The organism is Paenibacillus sp. V4I7 (assembly GCF_030817275.1).
Taxonomy (GTDB): domain Bacteria; phylum Bacillota; class Bacilli; order Paenibacillales; family NBRC-103111; genus Paenibacillus_E.
Genome location: NZ_JAUSZD010000002.1, coordinates 3172988 through 3194852 on the forward strand (window position 1 = coordinate 3172988; position 21865 = coordinate 3194852).

The 21865-nt window shown below is 46.5% G+C and carries 21 protein-coding genes and 2 pseudogenes; 19 read left to right on the plus strand and 4 right to left on the minus strand.

Annotated elements, in window-relative coordinates; genetic code table 11:
- Window positions 1-149: 149 nt before the first annotated feature.
- Window positions 150-473 carry a M48 family metalloprotease gene (locus tag QFZ80_RS15715; RefSeq protein ID WP_307559847.1) on the plus strand — a complete coding sequence of 108 codons (324 nt, stop codon included), beginning with the start codon at window positions 150-152 and terminating at the stop codon, window positions 471-473.
- On the opposite strand, the gene QFZ80_RS15720 is transcribed toward QFZ80_RS15715, so the two are convergent.
- Window positions 433-1644, minus strand: coding sequence for an MFS transporter (locus QFZ80_RS15720; protein WP_307559849.1), 1212 nt, complete (start codon window positions 1642-1644; stop codon window positions 433-435). The genes QFZ80_RS15715 and QFZ80_RS15720 overlap by 41 nt on opposite strands.
- Window positions 1645-1760: 116 nt before the next feature.
- On the opposite strand from QFZ80_RS15720, the gene QFZ80_RS15725 reads away from it, so the two are divergent.
- The 5 genes from QFZ80_RS15725 (at window position 1761) to QFZ80_RS15745 (ending at window position 4490) form a co-directional block, all read left to right on the plus strand.
- Entirely contained in the window at window positions 1761-2153 is a 393-nt protein-coding gene (locus QFZ80_RS15725; RefSeq protein WP_307559851.1) for a winged helix-turn-helix transcriptional regulator, read from the plus strand.
- Between the two features lie 189 nt (window positions 2154-2342).
- The gene (locus tag QFZ80_RS15730; protein ID WP_307559853.1) at window positions 2343-2663 is read left to right on the plus strand and encodes an NIPSNAP family protein; all 321 of its coding nucleotides are present in this window, start codon (window positions 2343-2345) and stop codon (window positions 2661-2663) included.
- A 27-nt stretch (window positions 2664-2690) separates the two neighbouring features.
- The gene (locus QFZ80_RS15735) at window positions 2691-3227 is read left to right on the plus strand and encodes an NAD(P)H-dependent oxidoreductase (RefSeq protein ID WP_307559855.1); all 537 of its coding nucleotides are present in this window, start codon (window positions 2691-2693) and stop codon (window positions 3225-3227) included.
- 582 nt (window positions 3228-3809) lie between these two features.
- Window positions 3810-4121: a hypothetical protein gene (locus QFZ80_RS15740; RefSeq protein WP_307559857.1), complete on the plus strand. Its 312-nt coding sequence runs from the start codon at window positions 3810-3812 to the stop codon at window positions 4119-4121.
- Window positions 4122-4148: 27 nt separating this feature from the next.
- Window positions 4149-4490, plus strand: coding sequence for a hypothetical protein (locus QFZ80_RS15745; protein ID WP_307559859.1), 342 nt, complete (start codon window positions 4149-4151; stop codon window positions 4488-4490).
- Window positions 4491-4704: 214 nt separating this feature from the next.
- On the opposite strand, the pseudogene QFZ80_RS15750 reads toward QFZ80_RS15745, so the two are convergent.
- A pseudogene (locus tag QFZ80_RS15750) lies at window positions 4705-5910 on the minus strand (IS110 family RNA-guided transposase).
- Window positions 5911-6252: 342 nt separating this feature from the next.
- Here QFZ80_RS15750 and QFZ80_RS15755 point away from each other — a divergent pair.
- The 8 genes from QFZ80_RS15755 to QFZ80_RS15790 all read left to right on the plus strand — a co-directional run bounded on the left by QFZ80_RS15755 (window position 6253) and on the right by QFZ80_RS15790 (window position 14831).
- A complete protein-coding gene (locus QFZ80_RS15755; protein ID WP_307559862.1) occupies window positions 6253-6612 on the plus strand; it encodes a hypothetical protein in 360 nt (119 codons plus the stop codon).
- Window positions 6613-6984: 372 nt separating this feature from the next.
- Entirely contained in the window at window positions 6985-7233 is a 249-nt protein-coding gene (locus QFZ80_RS15760; protein WP_307559864.1) for a hypothetical protein, read from the plus strand.
- A 154-nt stretch (window positions 7234-7387) separates the two neighbouring features.
- Complete coding sequence (locus QFZ80_RS15765) at window positions 7388-9037, plus strand: extracellular solute-binding protein (protein ID WP_307564136.1); 1650 nt, start codon at window positions 7388-7390, stop codon at window positions 9035-9037.
- Window positions 9038-9093: 56 nt separating this feature from the next.
- Window positions 9094-10842, plus strand: coding sequence for a sensor histidine kinase (locus tag QFZ80_RS15770; RefSeq protein ID WP_307559866.1), 1749 nt, complete (start codon window positions 9094-9096; stop codon window positions 10840-10842).
- Complete coding sequence (locus tag QFZ80_RS15775; RefSeq protein WP_307559868.1) at window positions 10835-12475, plus strand: response regulator transcription factor; 1641 nt, start codon at window positions 10835-10837, stop codon at window positions 12473-12475. Before QFZ80_RS15770 ends, QFZ80_RS15775 begins: the two co-directional genes overlap by 8 nt.
- Before the next feature lie 12 nt (window positions 12476-12487).
- Window positions 12488-14026, plus strand: coding sequence for a glycoside hydrolase family 43 protein (locus QFZ80_RS15780; protein WP_307559870.1), 1539 nt, complete (start codon window positions 12488-12490; stop codon window positions 14024-14026).
- Window positions 14027-14135: 109 nt separating this feature from the next.
- Window positions 14136-14555, plus strand: coding sequence for an AraC family ligand binding domain-containing protein (locus tag QFZ80_RS15785; protein ID WP_307559872.1), 420 nt, complete (start codon window positions 14136-14138; stop codon window positions 14553-14555).
- An 18-nt stretch (window positions 14556-14573) separates the two neighbouring features.
- Complete coding sequence (locus tag QFZ80_RS15790) at window positions 14574-14831, plus strand: helix-turn-helix transcriptional regulator (RefSeq protein ID WP_307559874.1); 258 nt, start codon at window positions 14574-14576, stop codon at window positions 14829-14831.
- On the opposite strand, the gene QFZ80_RS15795 is transcribed toward QFZ80_RS15790, so the two are convergent.
- On the minus strand, window positions 14828-15304 hold the full coding sequence (locus QFZ80_RS15795; RefSeq protein WP_307559876.1) for a hypothetical protein: 477 nt from the start codon (window positions 15302-15304) through the stop codon (window positions 14828-14830). The genes QFZ80_RS15790 and QFZ80_RS15795 overlap by 4 nt on opposite strands.
- Window positions 15285-15524, minus strand: coding sequence for a hypothetical protein (locus tag QFZ80_RS15800; RefSeq protein WP_307559878.1), 240 nt, complete (start codon window positions 15522-15524; stop codon window positions 15285-15287). The genes QFZ80_RS15795 and QFZ80_RS15800 overlap by 20 nt, the downstream gene beginning before the upstream one ends.
- 290 nt (window positions 15525-15814) lie before the next feature.
- On the opposite strand from QFZ80_RS15800, the gene QFZ80_RS15805 reads away from it, so the two are divergent.
- The 5 genes and pseudogenes from QFZ80_RS15805 to QFZ80_RS15825 all read left to right on the plus strand — a co-directional run bounded on the left by QFZ80_RS15805 (window position 15815) and on the right by QFZ80_RS15825 (window position 21860).
- The gene (locus QFZ80_RS15805; protein WP_307559880.1) at window positions 15815-17320 is read left to right on the plus strand and encodes a glycoside hydrolase family 43 protein; all 1506 of its coding nucleotides are present in this window, start codon (window positions 15815-15817) and stop codon (window positions 17318-17320) included.
- Window positions 17321-17345: 25 nt separating this feature from the next.
- Window positions 17346-18887 (plus strand): glycoside hydrolase family 43 protein, encoded by a 1542-nt coding sequence (locus QFZ80_RS15810; RefSeq protein WP_307559882.1) that lies wholly within the window; start codon window positions 17346-17348, stop codon window positions 18885-18887.
- Window positions 18887-19902, plus strand: a pseudogene (locus QFZ80_RS15815) (endo-1,4-beta-xylanase). The gene QFZ80_RS15810 and the pseudogene QFZ80_RS15815 overlap by 1 nt, the downstream one beginning before the upstream one ends.
- Window positions 19903-20101: 199 nt before the next feature.
- Complete coding sequence (locus tag QFZ80_RS15820; protein WP_307559884.1) at window positions 20102-20830, plus strand: ABC transporter ATP-binding protein; 729 nt, start codon at window positions 20102-20104, stop codon at window positions 20828-20830.
- A complete protein-coding gene (locus QFZ80_RS15825; protein WP_373460405.1) occupies window positions 20793-21860 on the plus strand; it encodes an efflux RND transporter periplasmic adaptor subunit in 1068 nt (355 codons plus the stop codon). Before QFZ80_RS15820 ends, QFZ80_RS15825 begins: the two co-directional genes overlap by 38 nt.
- Window positions 21861-21865: the final 5 nt, after the last annotated feature.

Here is a 21865-nt window from a genome sequence, read left to right on the forward strand (position 1 = left end):
AAAAATAACCAAAAACAGATACGGTGTGCAATTGAAGTAGAATGGAGCAGAAAACTTGAAAATTAGCCAGATTAACATAAAGAATTTTCGTCTGTTAAGGAATCTCGAATTAAATTTTCGGTTTCTGGCTTGCCTTTCATGCCTATCGCTTGTTCATCAGGCGTTGGGGTTCCCATTGGGGCATCCGAGGGGAGAACGACTTAGCTGCTCTGCCAATCTTGCTGCTTATTGTGACGATCATGAGTTTTGCCTCGGCGCCTGCGCAAAATGTATTCTCAAGAGTGATCGAGCATCGTGCCGATGCTTATGCCATGAAAATGACAGGAGACGGCGATGCCGCGATCCGCGCCTTTCAACGCATCGCGAAAGAAAATTTGAGCCCTGTCACGGGGCCGAAGCTGGTTCAGTGGTTTCGCGGTTCGCATCCGACGATTATGGAGCGGATTTTGTATTTTGAGCAGTTTGGCCGTTAGATTTTTTCAACGCATTCTCTACGAAAAAAAATTGACGATATATGAATACGAGGGCACATGCGAATAGGATCACACAAGCATAAAACTCCAAGTGGAAACCGAAGCGGTAGAAATACGTCCCTACGACGGGACCGATTGTCATCCAGACGTAACGAAAGAAATTGTATACACCTGTTGATGTAGCCCGATGATGTGGCAGTTCATTCGCGAGCAGCGTTGTTTGCAAAGGAAGAGATAACCCGAGAAAAACGCCAAAGAGAGAAAGGCTAATGGTTAATATAGGCAAGGAAACCGAAGCGGCTACTGCAAAAAACAGAATAGTGGCCATATTCAAAAATGCCATTGTAAGTAGTAATTTTTTCAAATCAAAATACTCTTGAATACGACCGCCCACTAAGCTTCCTATAACAACACACAAGGATATAGGAAGGAACATCAATCCAGTTTGGCTAGGACTTAGTTGATAAAGATCAGTAAGGATACTTGGCAGTAGAATCAATAACAAATAGAAGACGGAATATTGTACAGAGCCAAGAACGACAATAGCCAATCCTATCCGATGAGTCAGCACATTGGATAACTGTTGGATACGGAATCGATCAACACCGCTAGATTTCGTTTTGGTTTCCGGCAAAAATAGAAGCAAAATGAACCATAACACCACAGTGATTCCAAAAAGAGCCCAAAATATATGATGGATACCATAATGCTGTCCAACAAATCCTCCGAATATTGGCCCCAATCCCGGTCCAAGTGCGACAAGCATTTGATAAATGCCCATGGCTCGACCTCGCAATTTCCCCTCAAATAAATCCCCTATTACAGTGAGGGCAGCAACGGATCCAACAGCTCCTCCACAGGCCTGCAATGCACGAAATAAGATGAGTGTTTGAACAGAATGTGACATAGCCGCGCCTACAGTTGCCAACAAAAAAAACAGAAATCCGATTAACAGAATTCTACGTCGACCATACTTATCGATTAACGGTCCATAAACGAGTTGCATGATTGCGAAAAAAAGCGGATATATAGATACAGTTAAATTGACAGCATCCTGCGACGCTTGAAATTGCTGCCCAATCTCAGGCAACATAGGTGTATAAATAGTCTGAGTGAATGGACCGAAAAAGGCTACGATAGATACCAAATAGACGAGAAATTTTTTCCGCATAAACGTTCTGATCCTCCGTATGTTGATGTATGATGATTTACAAGGCTGATCATACATAATATACTAAAGAAATGTAAGTACGCACTTTTTCGGTCAATACTTACCAGAAGGGAAGTATGGGTATGGGATCTTATGAGGGCATGTATGAATTAAACGGGAAGCAGTTTTACTGCCCCATCGAACTTTCTGTTTCTATACTTGCTGGTAGATGGAAATCCACCATTATTTGCGAACTACTTCAAGGAAAAAAAAGATATGGTGAACTCAAGAAAAATATATTGAACATTAACCATAAAATGCTGGCAGAACAATTACGAGAGTTGGAATCCGCCGGAATCATTCAGAGATATGTCTATCCTGTAGTTCCACCAAAGGTTGAATACGAGTTAACAGCTTTAGGTGAAGGCTTACGACCTGCTGTCGAGCATCTGAGACAATGGGGTATGCACTTCAAATCCGATGATCTGGATGAATCGCAACCCGTTGTCGAGGAAAAGATAAGATCATAAGAAGTGGCAGTCTGGAACGATATTTCATGTTCTGGACTGCCACTTTTTTCATGTGTCACCATAGCCATACTTTCCTTCTGGTGAGTATTAACCGAAAAAGTGCGTACTTACATTTAATTAGCACGTTATGTATGATTAGTCACGTGGACCACATAAACCGTTTCAAGGAGGCTAACATGGAGGTGAAATATGATATACGAACTTAGAATCTACTATATTCATCCGGGGAAGATGCAGGAGATCCAAGCAAGGTTTAGAGATCGTACGTTGCAAATATTTGCAAATCATGGAATGAAAGTTACCGAGTTCTGGGAAGACGCTAATGAAGAGAATAACCGCCTGTATTATGTCATGGAGCACCCAGATATGGAAACACGGAATCAAAGCTTTGAGAATTTCCAAAATGACCCGGAATGGATAGAGCTCAAACGCGTTACGGAACAAAATGGACCTCTTTATGAGAAAATTGACATTGTTTATCTAAAGACGGTCCCATTTTTCGAAAAATAAAAAATCCAAAATAAAGGGGAAATCCAAATGAAAACATTAGTCATTGTCACACATCCAAACATTAACGAATCCCGTATCAATAAGGCGTGGGTCCAAGAATTACAGCAGCACAGCAACATTACAATTCATCAACTATATCAAGCTTATCCGAACGAAGTCGTTGATGTGGCTAAGGAGCAAGCGCTCCTGGAAGCGCATGATCGCATCATTTTGCAATACCCGTTGTATTGGTACAATACACCGCCATTATTGAAAAAATGGTTTGACACCGTACTGCAATATGGTTGGGCTTATGGTCCAGGTGGAGATAAAATGCAAGGCAAAGAGATTGGCATTGCGATCTCAACTTACGGTTCAAAAGAATCCTATCAGGTAGGCGGGGCTAACCGATTTACGATCGAGGAATTAGTCAAGCCGATCGATGCCATTTGTAATTATATCAGCGCTCGATTCTTGCCGCCGTTTACATTGAGCGATGTATCTAATGTGACCGATGAGGAACTTGAGAAAAGCAAAATTGATTATGTGAAATATATTAGATCTGTTCAGACGGCATCTGTGTAAGTAAACCTCACTAGCTCTTCTTGTGATAAACAGCGTTAGCACATCTGTAAAATACAGGGTGGGCTAACGCTGATTTCACTTATTGACAATTGAAGAGTAAATTTACTAAGATAAAGTCCCAAAATATTGTTGAAAAATTTATTTGGAATATCGATCCTCTTAATTTACTACATGTCAGAGGAACTACTACATCCCTTTATTATGATGTAGATGAAGATCACGAGCTAGCAAAGGAAAGTTATTTCGACAAAAATTCTGATGTGATAATTCATGAAATTAAAGTGGAAGTATCCGTCGAGTTTACCCCTCGAGGAGAGAATGAGGTTATTTCATTTTCTAAACCGTTGTGGGGTTCAGACGATAAATTTGCACTTGTACATAGAGACTTTGATCGAATTATTCCGCCTTCATTTGATCTGTAGGTATATATTTAAAAATGATCATTGAACTAGCGCAGAACGATAACTTCATGACGAAGAGCAAAGAGGCTACCGGTGATAAACTCGGTAGCCTGTTGTGCTAACGGTCAGTTTTCTTCAAGCCCTGAGTTGGAGACAATGACAATAAAGGAGATGATTTCTTATGAACAAGCACGACTACTTCGAAGCGGAGAACTATACTGGGAATCATTTACACGTTGATGACTGGAAAGATGAGTTGACTCTCTTTATTGAGGCGATAGCTTGGGAAAGGAGTGACGGAACAATGGATTTGTTCTTTAATGATTTTGCAGATGACAAGGAGTATCAAGCCTTATTTAGTGATAAGGAACATCACTATGACGAATTTATGGGTGTCTTCATCTGTAATGTTAAGACCAACGAAGAAGCTTATGAGCGGTTTCGGAATTGGGTTGACGAAGTGTTGAACCGATACAGGGATAAAGGAATATAGGACATGAGAAATAAAGGAGTTGGTTAAATGAAATGTTTTGGTGAACAGAAAGAATCGTATGATTTAAAAATAGAAGGAGATGTTGCGACTAACCCTATATGGTGCAATCATTGTGGCTACAATTTAGATTTAGATGACATTCCAATTTCAGTTGATTTAAAAAATGAACTTATTGGATGGGGAACGAGGTACGGGAAATGGATTGATTGGGATAAAGATATACTGGTTCTTAATGGGATAGAACTGGAAGAAGAACACAATAAACAAGGGGAAAAATTAACTGAAGAAGTAAAGAAAGAACTTGGTGATAAATATAAAATTAGTTTTTCCCCATCAACAAGTGCAAAAAGTTACGCGAATAAATATTGATGCTCGTTGATCTAAGGAACACGTTAGTTTCATATCGTCAACAGGATGCCGGCTAAATGTTTCCCGCAGCCTTTACTGTGCTAAACCAGCTAATAACTTGTCAAGATTTTTCAATAGGAAATGGGGAAGATGGTGCTTACTAATTACTGAGCATGCCAAATAACCCTCCAATATGGATTTGGAGAGTTTTTCATGGATTTCGTTTGATTGCCAATCAAATTAATTCGAGGTATACTTCTTTTCGTTTAAGCATGGCAAAAATCCAATGTAGTAACTTGTTCACACAAGCGATCATCGCTACTTTGTGGGGTTTTCCTTCGGCCATTTTTTTGTCGTAAAAAGCTTTGAGCTTCTTACTCCCAGTACGCCTCAGCCCGCAGAGTACTGCCATGTACAAGGCATGCCTGAGTCTGCTGGAGCCACGTTTTGTGATCCGATTAATCGTAGCTGTAAACTTGCCTGATATATGAACACTAGGATCTACGCCAACAAAGGCAACGAGCTTTTTAGGGTGATTAAACCGATCAATCTCACCAACTTCAGAGATAATCGTTGCCGCGATTTTTTCTCCGATGCCGGGGATGGATTGGATAATCTCATATTCCTCAACTTCATTAGCGAGAGCATCTATTTGCTTTTCTAGGGTCGATAGATGCTCTTTATAATGGAGCAGCATGCTAATGTACATATTCATACTAAATAAGTGACTGTGATATGGCGCTTTGCGAAACGGATTTCGAATTGCAGCTGCCATGAGGTTCTGAGCCTTTTCTCTAGCCCATTTTTCGGAACGACCTGTACATAAAACCGCAATCTTCTCGGTTAATTTAGATTCACCGGCACTGAGAACGTCCTCGGACGTTGGAAAGGCTAACAAGGTTTGCAAAGACACCGCAGAGTACAAAGCCCCGTAAACGCTCCTAAACTCCGGGAATACCTGATCTAATACCGCTTGGAATTGAAGTTAGATCTGAACGAATTGTCCCGTTACCGATTCATGCTGTCTCGTGAGATTGCGCAGGTTTAGTAACTGCACACCTCTAGTCTTATGCTGCTCGAATTCCTCCTTGTAAAAGAATTCGCATAAGGCATAGGCGTCAATCGCATCTGTTTTTACTTTACGTAAGCTCGAAGCCTTTTTCGCTTGATAAGACAGAATCGGATTAACAACAATGTAGAAGTAGTTCTGATCATCTAGAAACTGAGTGACAGGAGCATTATAATGGCCCGTAGCCTCTAGAATAACCATTGGTTTTTGTCCAGTCGTGGCTTCAAGATCCTTTAAAAGCTGATGGAAAAGCTGCAATCCCTCTCGTGTATGAATGATCGTAAAGCTCTTGCCGTAGGGCTTTCCTTTATCCAAAAAGGCCTGGCCCTGACTTTCTCCTTTTGCAATATCCAGTCCAATTACTGGATTCATACTTCAATCCCTCCTAATACTGAATTTGCCGGCAGCCCCTAGTCCTTCTTGCAGTGTCATAGCTTCGCTTGTTATTCGAGATCGTGTCTCAACCAGCCTCAAACATGTTTCTACAAGTAGGGGGTGAACAGTTTAGCGCACGGGATCACGGTCCCACGGGCAGTTACGTTCGACCCCGGCTACCATTTACTAAACCTCTTAAATACAAAAGAGGTCAACCAGTAAAAACTGGTTAACCTCATAATACGAACGGGCAGTTTAATCCCAATATGTGGTATTATGGTGTGGTGCTATATTGGCATTAAAAAAAGTTCTGGATACTAACGGAGAGAGGGAGTCAGGATGCAGGAGAAAATTCGTGAAGCTTACGACAAACTAGCCAAAGATTACGAAAAGCATGTGGACACTAATAGCGGACATAACGCTTATTACGAGCGACCGGCAATGATGAAAATGATGCCTAAAAATATGTGCCCGCTCATAATACCATTCGAAAATAAATCGGGTCATGCCGTCCCTCGCCGTATTGCCGTCATACTTCAAGCCGGCAGTAGGATCTGCGAAGGAACTTCTTGTACCAGACTTCAGCAGGAAGCCGTTCATATGAACGGCGATGCTGATATTGCCCGCCGCAGTAAAGATCGCTTTCGTATTCTTGCCAAAGCCTTCGTTGGAACCGTTGAACAGCTCCCAATAGGATGAGTCTCCTGGCAATGTCTTGAACCAGGTTGTCTCGGTAATATTGATCGGATAACTGTTGGCACAAGGCTTAATTGTATCATCCCAGATCTGCTGCAGTGTTGCATAATTATCATGGGCACCATAACCAGGGTACCAGTGAACAGCATAGCCGTAATTGTTCAGCGGGTCCGTCAGCGGGTAGGAAGCGCACAGCTGATAGAATTGATCCCATCCAAGTCCTGCTGCCCATTGGTGCGAAAAAAATAAGGGATATGAAGGGGTGATTCAAGTGGGGGTTGTAATTAAATGCGCTTTCAAGAATGAGTATACTACTGAGGAATAGGTGGTGAACACCTGTCTAATTATGGGGGTTAGCCTGCTTAATGATATGGGATGGATGCCGCGAAATCGCTGCTCGCCGATACGAATCAGAGCTGCTTGGTGGCCTTACCGATTCTGGTTACCTATCCATTCCTGCAGAAATATGTTGTTCATGGTGTGCAGCTTGGCAGCGTGAAGGAGCAGCCATCGTTCATCGATAGTTCCAAGAATGAAATCAGCACGCAAAAGTGCTGGTTTCATTTTTTTAATGACTTGAAACTTCGGCCCGGCTCTTGTATATTTCATTATATTAATAAGTAAACAACGGGTAACGACATAAAGAGATGTGTATTGTATTATCAGGTATCAACCAAGATAATGAATATCATACAGCTCGTGCGTCGCAGCTGCGCCCGAGAGAAAAGGGGTAATCCTGTTGCGGATACCAAGGCCATGGTCAAACAAAGCTAAGCTTATGCTTACAGCATTTATGTTTCTATCAACCTTATCTGCATGCGACAAAGAAAACGCTGCCAATCTGCCGAAGGAGCAGGTCAACAATCCGGCAGTAACGAACGGTGACCCGTCCTTCAGCCGATTCGAGCCTCCGATTGAACTATCCTTTGTAAGAGAAACCGATGAAGGACTGGAGAGCCTGATCAACAGCCTGCCCGGGGAAACCCTGGAGGATAACCGCTGGACCAGGTTGGATGAAGAGGTTCTCGGAATCAAGATCAAGTACGACTGGACAGCTAAAGGGGATTTATACCGTCAGAAGTTTGGCGCTTCCATTGCTTCAGGAAATATTCCGGATGTAGTCAAAGTGAATGTCCAGCAGCTCCGGGAGCTCAGCAATGCAGGACTGATCGAGGATTTGACGGATGTCTATGAACAATATGCTTCCACTCTTACGAAGAGAGTACTCAGTGAGGAAGGTGACGGTCCATTTGAGACGGCAACGATTGACGGCAAGCTGATGGGCATTCCGCAGACAAGTTCCTCCATTGACGATGCCGACTTGTTATGGATCAGAACGGACTGGCTGAATAGGCTGGGGCTGAAACCGCCAACAACGATGCAGGAATTATTGACCATTTCGAAAGCGTTTACAGAGGATGACCCTGATCACAACGGCAAAGACGATACCTTCGGGATTGGGGCAACCAAAAATTTGGGCGACCCTGTTATGGGGCTTGTGGATCTTATGGCCGGGTATGATGCATTTCCAAATATATGGATTAAGAATCAGCAGGGCAAGCTCGTGTACGGAGGGATCCAGCCTGAGGTCAAAACAGCCTTGAAGGTCATTCAGGATATGTATCGGCAAGGGCAGATTGATCCCGAGTTTGCTCTGAAGGACGGAGAGAAGGCTAACAAGCTGATAACATCCGGGAAGATCGGCATGATCTACGGTGAGCAATGGGTTTCCTTTCTGTTGAATACAAGCCGCGATAATGATCCGAACGCTGACTGGCAGGCTTATCCGATCGTATCTGCTGCTGGAGATGCGGCCAAAGTTCCGCTTAAATTCAATACTAACACCTACTTCGCGGTCAAGAAAGGTTATGAGCATCCGGAGGCCATTATCAAGCTGTTTAATCTGCATCTGGAGAAAAACTGGGGACAAACAGCGGAGTATGAGAAGTATTACAATACGACCTATCCAGTATGGCTGCTATCACCGGTTACGCCGTCCCCAACCCGCAAAAATCTGGAGGCGTTCCGTCAGATTAAGGCTGCGAGCAGGATCGGAAATAATGATTTGATGAAGTATGAAGCCAAGTATATCAAGAAGAGAATGGATACATATTTGTCCGGTAATGATTACGGTGGCTGGGGCTGGCTGAAAACTTACGGTCCTACGGGAGCTTTCTCTATTATCGATCAATATGAAAAAAAAGATCAGCTGCTGTACGAGAGTTTTGTTGGCGCTCCTACAGATACAATGATTGATAAGCAGCTGATTCTAAGTGATTTGCAGAATGAGACCTACCTTAATATTATTTTGGGCAGACCTATCAATGAATTCGCCCAATTTGTAAACAACTGGTACAAGCTGGGTGGAGACAAAATTACAGATGAGGTTAATCAGTGGTATGCGAAGCGCGAAAGCGGGAAACAGTGAATGCCGGTCAACGAGTGCCCTATATATTCGTAAAATAGAACAACGGAGGTATTCTCTTGTTTAGACTGCCAGCTCATTTATGGCGCAATGCACTGTTTGTCCGGTTGATTATAATGAATCTGATTGTGATCCTGCCGATTATTTTACTAGGGGTCTATTTGTATAATTGGAGTTATTCAAATGCCAGCAATGAAATATCGAAAAATACAGCTGCACAGCTTTCCTATTATCTGGAAGACTTGAATCATGAGATAGAATGGCTGGAAATTCAGCAATTTGATATTTTGCAGGACACGGACTTTAATAAACTAGCGGTTACCTGGGATTTAATGGACAATGCCGACAGGAAGGAAAGCATTGATTATTTGCTCCACCGCTTTACTTCAATTAAAAACAGCAGCTCTTATATAAAAGATATTTATGTGCATGTACGTACCATTCAGAAGACCATCTCATCGAGCAATGGAGTTGACGATTTTAATCAGCTCAGCTTTAACTATTTCCGTGCAGAAGTGGATAAGAAGCAGGTACGCCTGATCCGCTGGGATGATTCGCTTCATTTAAGCGCTGCCAAATATGGCGGCAAGCAAGGAGCTCCTTTATTTATTGTTCAGATTGAGCTGGATAAGGACAAGCTTAAGGAATCACTGCAGCAGATCAGTGTCTATCCCGAAAGCGGCTCTTTTCTGATCTCGAATAAAACCGGCTTTACACTAGCCAGCAGCGCTGGCACTTCAGACGCCTTGCAGAGCTATGTATTTGCTACGGTTCGTTCCAAAGATAATACAATGATCATGCGGATTAATAATCGTAATTATCATCTCGATAAAGCGTATTCCGAGTCGCTTGGATTGTCCGTCATTACCTATCTGCCAGAATCGGTTGTGAAGAAGCCGCTGAACGGATTTAATAACTGGGCTTGGGTGTTCGCGCTGACCTCTTGCTGCGCAATCGTTATTTATGCGTTATCTACCTATAAGTTTGTTCATAAGCCGCTGCTGCTGCTTGTACAGAGCTTCAGAAAGATGGAAGGAGGTGCATTGGACATTCAAATTGACCATGAGCAGAAGGATGAATTCGGCTATTTGTATAACCGGTTCAACCAGATGATTAAGAAGCTGCAGACGCTGATCGACCAGGATTTCAAGCAAACGATGATGATGCAGAAGGCAGAGCTCAAGCAGCTTCAATCCCAAATTAAACCGCATTTTCTGTACAACAGCTTTTTTATTCTGAACTCATTGGCGAAAACCGGGGATTTGGAACGTGTTGAGCTCTTCACGAATATGCTTGGCGAGTATTACCGGTTCATTACCCGCAACGGAGAGGATAACGTTCTCTTATCGGAAGAGACCCGGCATTCCAGAATGTATACTGAAATTCAGAAGCTCCGTTTCTCCAGAAGAATCAAGGTAGAGTTCGACGAGCTGTCTAAGGACATGGGGCGGATACGGGTGCCGAGGCTGATTATACAGCCGATAATCGAAAACGCTTATGAGCATAGTCTCGAGAAAATGACAGATGAGGGCTTGCTCCGTGTTTCCTTCGATAGGGGTCAAGAGGAAGCAAGAATTGTTGTAGAGAATAACGGCGATAATCCAATCAGCGACGCTCAGATTGAAGCCCTTCAAGCAAGATTAAACAGCAGAGGAGAATCCGGTGAAATGACCGGCATGATCAACATCCATCGGCGCATTATTTTAACCTATGGGGAAGACAGCGGTCTGTTTCTGTCCAGAAGCGAGTTAAATGGCCTGAAGGTCGAGATTAGAATCAGGCTGAAAGGGGCCGGTGACATTGTATAGATTGCTGATCGTTGATGATGAAGATATTATTACGGACTCGCTGTACGAGGTCTTTCACCGGCTGATGCCGGAGAAGCTGGATGTCTGCAAAGCCTATTCGGCCAAGGAAGCTTTGCAGTGGATGTCACGGACAAGGATAGATATCGTATTGACCGATATTAGCATGCCAGGCATGAACGGTCTCGAGCTGTCCGATGAAATTCAAGCCTTCTGGCCAAGATGCAAGGTCATCTTCCTGACGGGATTCAGTGAGTTCGACTATGCTTATAAAGCGATTCAAATGACGGACGTCCGGTATTTACTGAAGACAGAGGGCTACGATAAGGTTACGGCAACGGTGCAAGAAGTGATTCAGGAGATCGAGCATGAGAATCAGATAAGCAAAATGCTGGAGCAGTCACGGGAGCAGCTCTATGCCTTGGAGCAGATGGCACAAGGGGATTACATACGCCACCTGCTTCAGGAAAGCTTTAATCTAGAAGAGAACAGGCTGACGGATGAATTCCGTAAAATGAACATCGGTCTTGATCCGGAAATGCCTGTGCTTCTGGTCATCGGACATTTATGTTATCCGGAGGGTACTACTTTTATTGAGAGAAGCAGCTTGCTTACAAACGCAAGAATGGTCTGGAATTCGTATTTGTCGGAGAAAACCAGGCATATCGGTATCGTAGATAAGCATGGGGATCTCTTGTGGCTGTTGCAGCCCTCCGGGTCTGCCGATGAGAAGTTCTACAATCATCTGGTCCGTTATTTGGAAGGCACGTTGGAATTGATTCAAGAGACTTGCCTGCAATCTCTTGGACTGCCAGTCGCCTTTACTATAAGCGGCACTCCCTGCGCCTGGGATGCGATGAACCGGCAGTACGAGCGGCTCCGTCAGCTGCAGCTGATGAAGATTGACGGAGATGGAGTGACCATTATTTTGACAGACCGCGGTGAGCAGCTAGATTACTCCATAGAGCAGCTTCTAAGGAAAGAGGAAGGGCAAATCTCCTCTAAAGCAGAGATGCTTGCTGCATTTCTGGAAGCTGGCAAATCGGGCAAATTCGGGGAAATATTCGAAGAGCTGAGTATGATCATGCTGCAGGCTAACAGTCCTGTAAAACGAATCATTGAAGTTTACTATTCTATTGCGCTGGTTCTGTTCTCTTATATCAACCGTTCGGGGCTATGCCGTGAGATTCAAGATTACAGCAAGCTGATGCGCCTGGATGAGCACTCTTCGATAAAAGAGGCGGTTCACTGCTTAAAGCAGGTCAGTGATCAGCTGTTTCAGGTCAAAAGCTCGGAGAGAAGGGAAAATGCATCGAGCGTCATTGGTAACATTTGTGAGTATATCAATGATCATTTAAGCGAAGATCTGTCTCTTGTCCGGCTGGCCGAGATCAATTATTTCAATCCTTCCTATTTATCCCGGTTTTTCAAACAGGAATGCGGCATTAATTTGTCTGAATACATAGACAATTGTCGTGTGAGAAGAGCAAAGGAACTGCTGAGAGAGGATGACCTGAAGGTTCGGGAGGTTGCCGTTCTGGTGGGTTATGAGGCTGCTCACTCCTTTACAAGGTTTTTCAAGAAGGCTATCGGCATGACACCGCAGGAATATCGGGACGCCCTCAATCAGACTTGAGGAGGTTGATCCATGAAACGGATTAATCTGAAGATTGCCGTACTGCTAGGCTGCCTTGCAGCCGTTCTAACTCTATATTTCACATCCCATCATTCGATAACGAATCAGGAGGAAGTAACAATGGAAGATTTACAAGTTAATTTGGCTAGTGCAGTAGGTAAAATACCGCCACAAGGCAATCCGCTTGTCTCGCACAAGTTTGGAGCAGATCCATACGCTCTTGTACATGATGGCCGCGTCTATCTGTATACGACGAATGACGTACTGGAATACAGCGAGGATGGAAGCGTGAAGGATAATACATTCGGCAACATTAATAAGATTGGCATTATTTCCTCTGCGGATCTCGTGAACTGGACGGATCATGGCGTTATAAATGCTGCAGGTCCTGAAGGAACGGCTAAATGGGCAACACAATCATGGGCGCCGGCTATCGCTCATAAGGTCATTAACGGACAAGACAAGTTCTTCCTTTATTTTGCGAATAATGCGAGTGGAATTGGTGTGCTCGAGGGCGACAGCCCGACTGGCCCTTGGAAGGATCCAATTGGGAAAGCGCTGATCTTAAGATCAACTCCCGGTGTTGAGAAGGTTACCTGGTTATTCGATCCAGCTGTGCTCATGGACGATGACGGCAAGGCATATATCTACTTCGGCGGCGGGGTGCCGGAAGGCAAGGATGAAAGACCGGATACAGCACGGGTCATGCAGCTTGGGGATGATATGACCAGCGTAATGGGCGAAGCACAGGTAATCCCGGCTCCGTTTATGTTCGAGGATGCAGGCATTAACAAATATAACGGTACTTATTACTATACGTATTGCTCGAACTTCTATAACGGCGTCCGTCCGGAGGGAAGCCCTCCAGCAGGAGAGATCGCCTATATGACAAGCAGCAGTCCGATGGGACCATGGACATACCGGGGGACGATTCTGAAAAATCCGGGACATTTCTTCGGGGTAGGCGGCAACAACCATCACGTTATCTTCGAGTTTAAGGATGCTTGGTATATTGCCTACCATGCCCAGACTTTATCGAAAGCGATGGGGGTTCCGAAGGGTTATCGTTCTACTCACCTGAATGAGCTTAAGTTCCAGGATGCCGATCAGTCCATTCAAGAAATTACGGCAAATTACGAAGGTGTGCCGCAAATTCAATCTTTCAATCCCTATGAGCGTGTAGAAGCGGCAACGATCCGATGGAATGCGGGAATTGCAGCTGAAGCTTCTGCGGATGGCAGCGTGGCCGTCACCGATATTGACAGCGGCGATTGGCTCGCATTGTCCAAGGTTGATTTTGGCAGCAGCGGCGCTTCCGGGTTTACGGCATCTGTATCGGAGGCAGGCTCGGCTGCTGTCATTGAGCTGCGGCTGGATGCGGCAGACGGCCAATTGATTGGGTCCTTGCAGATTCCTGCTGCGCGGACGGAGGCAGCGGAATATCAAACCAAGGTTACTGGTGTCGGCGGCGTTCATGACCTGTACCTGGTGTTCAAAGGCAAGCCTGCCAGCAAGCTGTTCAAGCTGCATAGCTGGCGGTTCAACCAATAAGCGTGGGTTTCGTGAAGAAACTTGATACCTTTAACAGCAGTCAGTTGATCTGCACCTACAGCGGCTATAAGCCTGCCAACAGGCATAAGTGGGGGCCGGGCGTTCGTGATTGCACTTCATTGTAAGCGGGAAGGGAACACTGCAGACGTGTAATCGGCGGTATCCGTTAACAGCAGGCGATAGCTTCATGATCTTTCCGCAAACGGAGATTTACTACTATCCGGATCCTGAGGATCCCTGGGAGTATGTATGGATTGAGTTTAAAGGGGATGAAGCGGAGCGTCTGGTGGCGATGACGGAGCTTGAGCCGGATAAACCTTCAGCCGCGGCATGTCCGGCTGATTTGAAGCCTTATTTCCCTGTGGTGCAAGGTGCTGATGCGAGGCCTTTTGAGAAAATGAGAACAGAGGCGCAATTACGTATGCTGCTCTCCTATTATGTGGGGTTTTATCCGAGAGAATCGCATTTTATCGATTATGTTCGGTTGGCGAAGGAATATATCATGATTAATTATGGAAGGCAACCTTGACGGTATCGGATATTGTAAATGCTGTCAGCCTGGAGCGAAGCTATCTGCTTCCGCTTGTTCAAGGAAGCGGCCGGGATGTCTGTTTCCGGCTATTTGACCGCACACCGGATTGAACGAGCCCGCGAGCTGCTGAAGTCATCCGGCTTGTCCATCAAGTCGGTCGCATGCTCGGTAGGCTACAAGGATCAGCTTTATTTCTCTAAGGTATTTAAGAAAGCAACGTCATATACGCCTTCCGAATATATGCCGCTGCATGTCCAAGACATGAAACATTAGCGGAAGAGGACGCAGTTGCCGGATGACCTGAAATAGCGTATTAATTTCTCAATGGGCTCCCGTCCGCAGTCCAGCTTTACCCTCAGGCAATCGATGCATAAAAATTGCTGAGCCGTTCTGGAGACAAGCTTCATGTAGATCGCTCTATCATCGGCCCCGCTCAGATTGAAGAAGCCGATAGCCACGTCGCCGTCCGTAAGTACTTTTACCAGCATAAAGACATCTTCAGTATGGAACCATTGTGGCTCAGGCTTGATCCGGTAAGCTCCGCGGCTTTCGGTATCCTGATTGATGGCGATCAGATCCGGGTTCAATAGCATATTTTTAGTCGTCTGATTAGACGTACGAATATCGCAGCCAATCAGGAGCGGAGAACCCAGTAAGCACCATAATGAGAAGTGAGTCTTGTATTCATTGTCGCTGCAGCCGCCTATCTTACTACCGATAAACGAGTTATTGCTGCCGCCGTACATGCCTACAACCACATATCCATATCATTATGGCAGAAGGAGCCGGTGTAGCATTCTTTGTCCAGCAATCATCAATTACGATATATTCATACCCTGCTTCCTTATAGCCCTCCGATTCGAATAGGTCGGCAACATCCCGGATTAACTGTTCATTGATGTCCCAGGTGAAGGTATTCCATGAGTTCCATCCCATGGCGGGAGTATGTCCAAGCTGCTTGTCCACAAGTAATATACATCCTTTCTTGTGCCCGGCTGCGGATGTTCGTGACCCCGTTTAAGAGCTGGATTTGAAATATGAGTTGTCAGATTGTATTTAAACATATAAAGCTTGGAGCGGACTATAGCCTGACGTTGCTTATATATGGACAGTTGTTGTTTCTGCAGCAGCTCTGTTAAATAATAGCTAGTAATCTATAGCTTGACGGGTAATAAAGCCGCAATCCGGCGGGTTGTTGGAGCCGACTGCGAGAGCTAAACTTTCCTTGTTGAGCTAAATGGAGAGGGGAACTGCATATGAGCAGCACCGTTATAACAAACCCTATTATTTGGGCGGATGTACCTGATATTGATATGATCCGCGTAGAAGATACCTTTTATATGGTCAGCACCAGTATGCATTCGATGCCAGGCTGTCCGATTATGAAATCTGTTAATCTGAAGAATTGGGAGATCGTGAATTATGTATTTGATACGATCGAAGACAATGATGCCCACAATCTTTCAGACGGTAAAGGCATTTACGGGCAAGGCTCATGGGCTTCCAGCCTGCGTTTTCATAACGGAACCTTTTATGTTTGCTTCTCCTGTAATGATAGTCAGCAGTTCTATATTTACCGGACACGGGATATCGAGAACGGCACATGGGAGCGTTCGGTCATTAACGGGCTTCAGCATGATCCGGGGCTGCTGTTTGATGAAGATCGCGTCTTTGTATTCAGCGGCAACGGGGACATCTATATAACTGAATTAACAGCTGACGCTGCCCGGATCAAGCCTGACGGAATCCGTCAGCTTCTGCTGGAAGGGGAGCGGGAAGGCATGGGGCTGCGCATAGAGGGCTGCCATGCTTATAAGCTGGATGGCTATTATTATTTGTTTTTCATTGATTGGCCGCGAACCGGGCATGGACGCCGCAGGGAGTTGTGTTACCGTTCGACAGAGCTTCTAGGACCCTATGAATATAAAGTAATTCTCGATGATGATCTCGGCTATCACAACAAGGGGGTTGCGCAAGGCGGTATTATCGACACGCCTTCCGGTGAATGGTACACCTTCTTATTCCAGGATCATGATGCTGTTGGCCGGATTCCATGCGTGCTGCCGATGTCCTGGCAGGACGGCTGGCCGGTTATCGGCAATGGCGGCAAAGCACCGGTCTCCTTCGACGCGAATCTGCCGGAGTCCGCTTCCAAGCCGATTGTCATCAGTGATGAATTCGATTATGAAGAGAACAAGCTGGCTTTGAACTGGCAATGGAACCATAATCCGGACAACACGCGGTGGTCAGTTACAGCCCGGCCGGGTTATCTGCGTCTGGAGACTGGGCAAATCACTGATCGTCTCGTGCTTGCCCGAAATACCCTTACCCAGCGGACGGAAGGTCCGGCATGCAGCGGAAATACGGTACTGGATCTGTCCAATATGAAAGCTGGCGATCATGCCGGTCTTGTCGCACTGCAAAGCGGATATGGTACGGTTGGCGTTCAGGCAGAGGATAACGGAGAGCGTTATGTCGTGATAGGGATGAACCGCGGCGACGGCGGTATGGAAACTGTGGAAAAGCACCGGTATGAAGGCAGCCAGATTCATGTGAAGATAGATTTTGATTTTCGTAACAGCATTGACCTTGCCTATTTCTATTATTCGACTGACGGAGTGGAGTGGACACCGATCGGCCGCCCTCTGCAGATGAGGTACACACTGGATCATTTCATGGGCTACCGGATCGGTCTGTTTAACTATGCAACAAAGCAATCCGGCGGCTATGTCGACTTCGATTACTTCCGTTACAGCAAATAACCTGACGAAAAGGGGTTCATCATCTATGACAGTTACTTATCGCAATCCCGTTATTAGCGGCTTTCACCCCGATCCGAGCGTCTGCAGAGACGGCGAGGATTACTATCTGGTGACAAGCTCATTCGAATATTTCCCGGGGGTTCCGTTATTCCACAGCAAGGATCTGGTTCATTGGGAGCAGATCGGGCACTGCTTGACGAGGAAGGAACAGCTGCATCTGGATGAAGCGCGGAGCTCGGCAGGAATCTTCGCCCCAACAATCCGGGTGCATAACGGCACTTTCTACATGATTACGACCAATGTATCTGGCGGAGGCAACTTTTACGTCCATACCCGCGATCCGAGAGGAGAATGGTCTGATCCGATTTTTATCGATCAGCCGGGAATTGATCCCGATCTGTTTGTCGATGAGGATGGAGCCGTCTATGTCTCCTCCGCCTGGAGCGGCAATGAGAATGGACCCGGCATCTATCAGAGCCGCCTTGATCTAGCGACTGGCAAGCGGTTATCGGAGGTAAAGTTCCTGTGGAGCGGAACCGGGGGACAATACCCAGAGGCTCCGCATATTTACTGTATAGGCGGTTGGTATTATCTGATGATGGCGGAAGGCGGCACAGAATACGGCCATATGGAAACCATCGCAAGAAGCAGCAGTCCACAAGGACCGTTCGAGAGCTGCCCGTCAAACCCGATACTGACTCACCGCAGTATGCTCAATCCGATTCATGCCACCGGTCATGCAGATCTGGTCCAAACGCCGGATGGAAGCTGGTGGTCCGTATTTCTTGGTATTCGTCCCGTAGGCTATCCGAACTGTCATCATCTCGGGCGCGAGACTTTCCTTGCGCCGGTAAGCTGGTCCGAAGAGGGCTGGCCGGTGATCGGAGTCAACGGGATGGTTAGCGAAACGATGCCAGCAGGCAGCCTAGAGCTGCAACCTGTTGGAGAACAGCCCGTCCGGGAGGAATTCGAATCGAACACGTTTGCACCGCATTGGAACTTTCTAAGGGTGGCGTATCCGGAAAGCTGGTCGCTTACAGAGCAGACCGGAGCTCTAACCCTGCGCGGCAATGCTTATACGTTGAATGATCTAGATGCACCGGCTTTTGTGGGCAGGCGGCAGCAGCATTTCGAATGCCGGGCTGCTGTTCATTTAACATTTGCACCGCAGAAGGATGGGGAAGAAGCAGGTCTTGCTGTATATATGAATGACCGTTTTCATTATGAGATCGCAGTAATGAGGATCATGGGCAAGCGTAAGCTGATTTTCCGACGGAGACTCGGCAGCTTATGGAAAGTGGAGAATGAGCTGCCATGGTCCTCGGATACGGTCGTATTGACGATAAAAGCGGACAAATGGCAATACAACTTTGGATTCTCAGGAGATGAGAAAGCGGAGCCGGTATGGTTCGGAGCCGGTGAATGTGCGATGCTAGCGACGGAGGTTGCGGGCGGCTTCACCGGTGTATTATTGGCCATGTATGCAACGGGTAACGGGGTGCAAAGTGGAACACCGGCTTATTTTGACTGGTTTGATTACGAGGCGATGGAAGAGATGCAGGCATAATGGCAGAACAAGAACAGCAGCGATCAGGGTTTTCGTTAGCTGAAGCCTTCAGGAACGATTTCCTTATTGGAGCAGCAGTAAATAAACGGACGATTGTCAGCCAGAGCGATCTTCTGAAGGAGCATTATAACAGCTTGACCGCCGAGAACGAAATGAAGTTCGAAAGACTTCATCCGGAGGAGCACCGCTTTACCTTTGAGGAGGCTGACCAGATTGCCGGCTTCGCGCGCGAGAACGGTATGAATCTGAGAGGCCATACGCTTGTATGGCATAATCAGACGCCAGGCTGGGTGTTCGAGGACGGTAACGGAGGAATGGCCAGCCGCGAACTGCTGCTTGCCCGAATGAGATCCCATATTGAGATGTAAAACGTTACAAGGATACGATCTATTGCTGGGATGTTGTGAACGAAGCGGTAACGGATGAGGGAGCAGAATGGATGCGTCCATCTCAATGGCTGCATGGGATTGGTGAAGATTACATCGATCAGGCCTTTCTGTTTGCTCATGAGGCCGATCCTCAGGCACTGTTATTTTACAATGATTACAATGAATGCAATCCTGGCAAACGGGAAAAAATCTACTTTCTGGCCAAATCGCTGCTTGAGAAGGGTGCTCCTATTCATGGGATCGGGCTTCAAGCGCACTGGAATTTATATGATCCGTCTCTGGACCAAATCCGTGAAGCCATTGAGCGTTATGCATCACTAGGCTTAAAGCTGCAAATTACGGAGATGGATGTATCCGTATTTGCCTTTGATGATAGGCGGATTGATCTGACAGAGCCTACGGCGGAAATGAAGCGGCTGCAGGAAGTGAGATACAAGCAGTTCTTTGAGCTGTTCCGGGAATATAAAGAGGTTCTGACCGGCGTAACCTTCTGGGGGGCGGCAGATGATCATACCTGGCTGGATCACTTTCCGGTTAGAGGCCGGAAAAACTGGCCGCTGTTATTCGATACCGGGCAGTGCCCAAAGGAAGCAGTCAAGACCATCATCGTTTCATCGGGCAAATAACAAATGAAGAGAAGCGCGTTCCCTGCGGGAGCGCGTTTTTTTATTGTGTGCCATGCATGGCTAATTCTATATCTTGGCGGGTGTTCTACCAAAGAGCGACAGGTTGCTGCCTCTTTCTGTAAGCGCTACACTTTTTAAGAAAGCAATTGCGGGGGTGTTGGCAATTAGGAAACAGAGCATACAGGAAAGGGAAATAGCTATGCTGGCACAGGAGGAAGAACAAATAGAAGCAGGCGGTCAGGCGCTGCTTAAGGCAGCGGGAATTAAGCGGGTATTCGGAAAGGGCAATACCGCCGTTACCGCTCTGACTGATATCGGGCTTGAAGTATCCGCCGGCTCGATGGTGGCCCTGAAAGGGCGGTCGGGATCGGGCAAGACAACGCTTCTCAATATTTTAAGTGCGCTGGATGAGCCGACAGAAGGTCAGGTTTTTTTCCGGGGCAAGGAAATTACCGGATTATCGGGCCAGGCGCGGAATGCATTGCGGCGTAAAGAGATCGGGCTAGTGTTCCAGTCCTTTGGTTTGATCCCGCTGATGTCTGCTTACGAGAATGTTGAGTTCGGGCTTCGAATTGCCGGGACACCGGTCAAGGGCAGCCGTGAAGCTGCCGAACGGGCGCTTGAACGGGTAGGGATGCGCGAGCGGATGAAGCATCGTCCGATGGAGCTGTCGGGCGGTGAGCAGCAGCGCGTGGCCATAGCCCGTGCGATTGCACATGAACCGGCGCTATTAATTGCAGACGAGCCAACCGCGGAGTTGGACAGCCGAATGGGCTTGCAGGTGATGCGGGTATTCCGGGATCTGGTAAGACACTCCGGTATGACAGTTCTTCTTACCACCCATGACCCGGGAATTATGGAGCTCGTCGATTATGTTATTGCATTGGAGGATGGAAAAATTGTTTCAAAAACAACGAATCAATTCTAGTTGGAAGTCGTACGCAAAGCGGGCTGCGGTCGTGACATTTACAGCGTTCACAGTGATTGCCTTGTCCGGCTGCTCGCTTCTTCCCCGTGAAGAAACAGCGCTGCAGCCCCCTCTAATCCAACCGGTTCAGGAAAAGCTGGATCTGGTGGATGTAACCCGCGGCAATATTCAAACCTCGCTGAAGGGTACGGCAATCTTTGTCTCCTCGAACGTGAAGACGCTGTCATTCACCGAATCAGGCGGACAGCTGAAATCCGTTAACGTTAAGCTTGGTCAAGAAGTGAAGGCAGGCGACCTGCTGGCTGAGCTGGAGCTAGAAGATCTGGCGCTGCAGGTTCGACAGCAAAAGCTGAGCGTTGAGCGGGTGCATCTGTTGTATAGTGAAGCCGTGCAGAACGGAGTGTCCGGCATTGTGAAACGGCTGAAGGAAATCGACCTTGAAAAGGAACAAATGTCGCTGCAGGCGATGGAAAGCAAGCTTAACAAGTCGCAGCTGTTTTCCCCGATCTCGGGAACGGTTATTTATGTCGATTCGATTAAAACCGGTGACCGTGTAAATGCCTTTCAAACCATTGTAACGGTAGCTGACCCTTCCAGCATGCAGCTGACTTATGCGGCATCGGATGCCAAGGGTGTTCTTGGTGTAGAAGCCGGCATGCCCGTAAGCCTGAAGTACAAGGGGAAGGACTATACCGGAAAAGTACTGCAATCTCCATCAAGTGCACCTGTCAGCACTGATAAGGCTAAGGCTGACAGCAAAGCTGTAACGATTGTAATGGGGATTGACAATCCGCCTGAAGGGATTCAAATCGGACATAGCGCCGATATGATAATTGATCTTCAAAAGCGGGAAAATGTCATTGTGCTGCCACGAAAAGCGATCCGCTCTTATATGGGACGCAATTATGTACAAATTGCAGACGGTGAGCGCAAAAAAGAAGTCGATGTTGAAGTTGGCCTGACAACGCCAACTGAAGTGGAGATTGTGAAAGGCCTGGAGAAAGGACAGCAGGTTATTCTGAACAACTGACGGTA

Bases quoted from the DNA above. Each gene is read 5' to 3' on its own strand.
- QFZ80_RS15720 (WP_307559849.1), bottom strand. From the start codon at position 1,644: ATGCGGAAAAAATTTCTCGTCTATTTGGTATCTATCGTAGCCTTTTTC.
- QFZ80_RS15725 (WP_307559851.1), top strand. From the start codon at position 1,761: ATGGGTATGGGATCTTATGAGGGCATGTATGAATTAAACGGGAAGCAG.
- QFZ80_RS15730 (WP_307559853.1), top strand. From the start codon at position 2,343: ATGATATACGAACTTAGAATCTACTATATTCATCCGGGGAAGATGCAG.
- QFZ80_RS15735 (WP_307559855.1), top strand. From the start codon at position 2,691: ATGAAAACATTAGTCATTGTCACACATCCAAACATTAACGAATCCCGT.
- QFZ80_RS15740 (WP_307559857.1), top strand. From the start codon at position 3,810: ATGAACAAGCACGACTACTTCGAAGCGGAGAACTATACTGGGAATCAT.
- QFZ80_RS15745 (WP_307559859.1), top strand. From the start codon at position 4,149: ATGAAATGTTTTGGTGAACAGAAAGAATCGTATGATTTAAAAATAGAA.
- QFZ80_RS15755 (WP_307559862.1), top strand. From the start codon at position 6,253: ATGCAGGAGAAAATTCGTGAAGCTTACGACAAACTAGCCAAAGATTAC.
- QFZ80_RS15760 (WP_307559864.1), top strand. From the start codon at position 6,985: ATGGATGCCGCGAAATCGCTGCTCGCCGATACGAATCAGAGCTGCTTG.
- QFZ80_RS15765 (WP_307564136.1), top strand. From the start codon at position 7,388: ATGCTTACAGCATTTATGTTTCTATCAACCTTATCTGCATGCGACAAA.
- QFZ80_RS15780 (WP_307559870.1), top strand. From the start codon at position 12,488: ATGAAACGGATTAATCTGAAGATTGCCGTACTGCTAGGCTGCCTTGCA.
- QFZ80_RS15790 (WP_307559874.1), top strand. From the start codon at position 14,574: ATGCTGTCAGCCTGGAGCGAAGCTATCTGCTTCCGCTTGTTCAAGGAA.
- QFZ80_RS15795 (WP_307559876.1), bottom strand. From the start codon at position 15,304: ATGTACGGCGGCAGCAATAACTCGTTTATCGGTAGTAAGATAGGCGGC.
- QFZ80_RS15805 (WP_307559880.1), top strand. From the start codon at position 15,815: ATGAGCAGCACCGTTATAACAAACCCTATTATTTGGGCGGATGTACCT.
- QFZ80_RS15810 (WP_307559882.1), top strand. From the start codon at position 17,346: ATGACAGTTACTTATCGCAATCCCGTTATTAGCGGCTTTCACCCCGAT.
- QFZ80_RS15820 (WP_307559884.1), top strand. From the start codon at position 20,102: ATGCTGGCACAGGAGGAAGAACAAATAGAAGCAGGCGGTCAGGCGCTG.
- QFZ80_RS15825 (WP_373460405.1), top strand. From the start codon at position 20,793: ATGGAAAAATTGTTTCAAAAACAACGAATCAATTCTAGTTGGAAGTCG.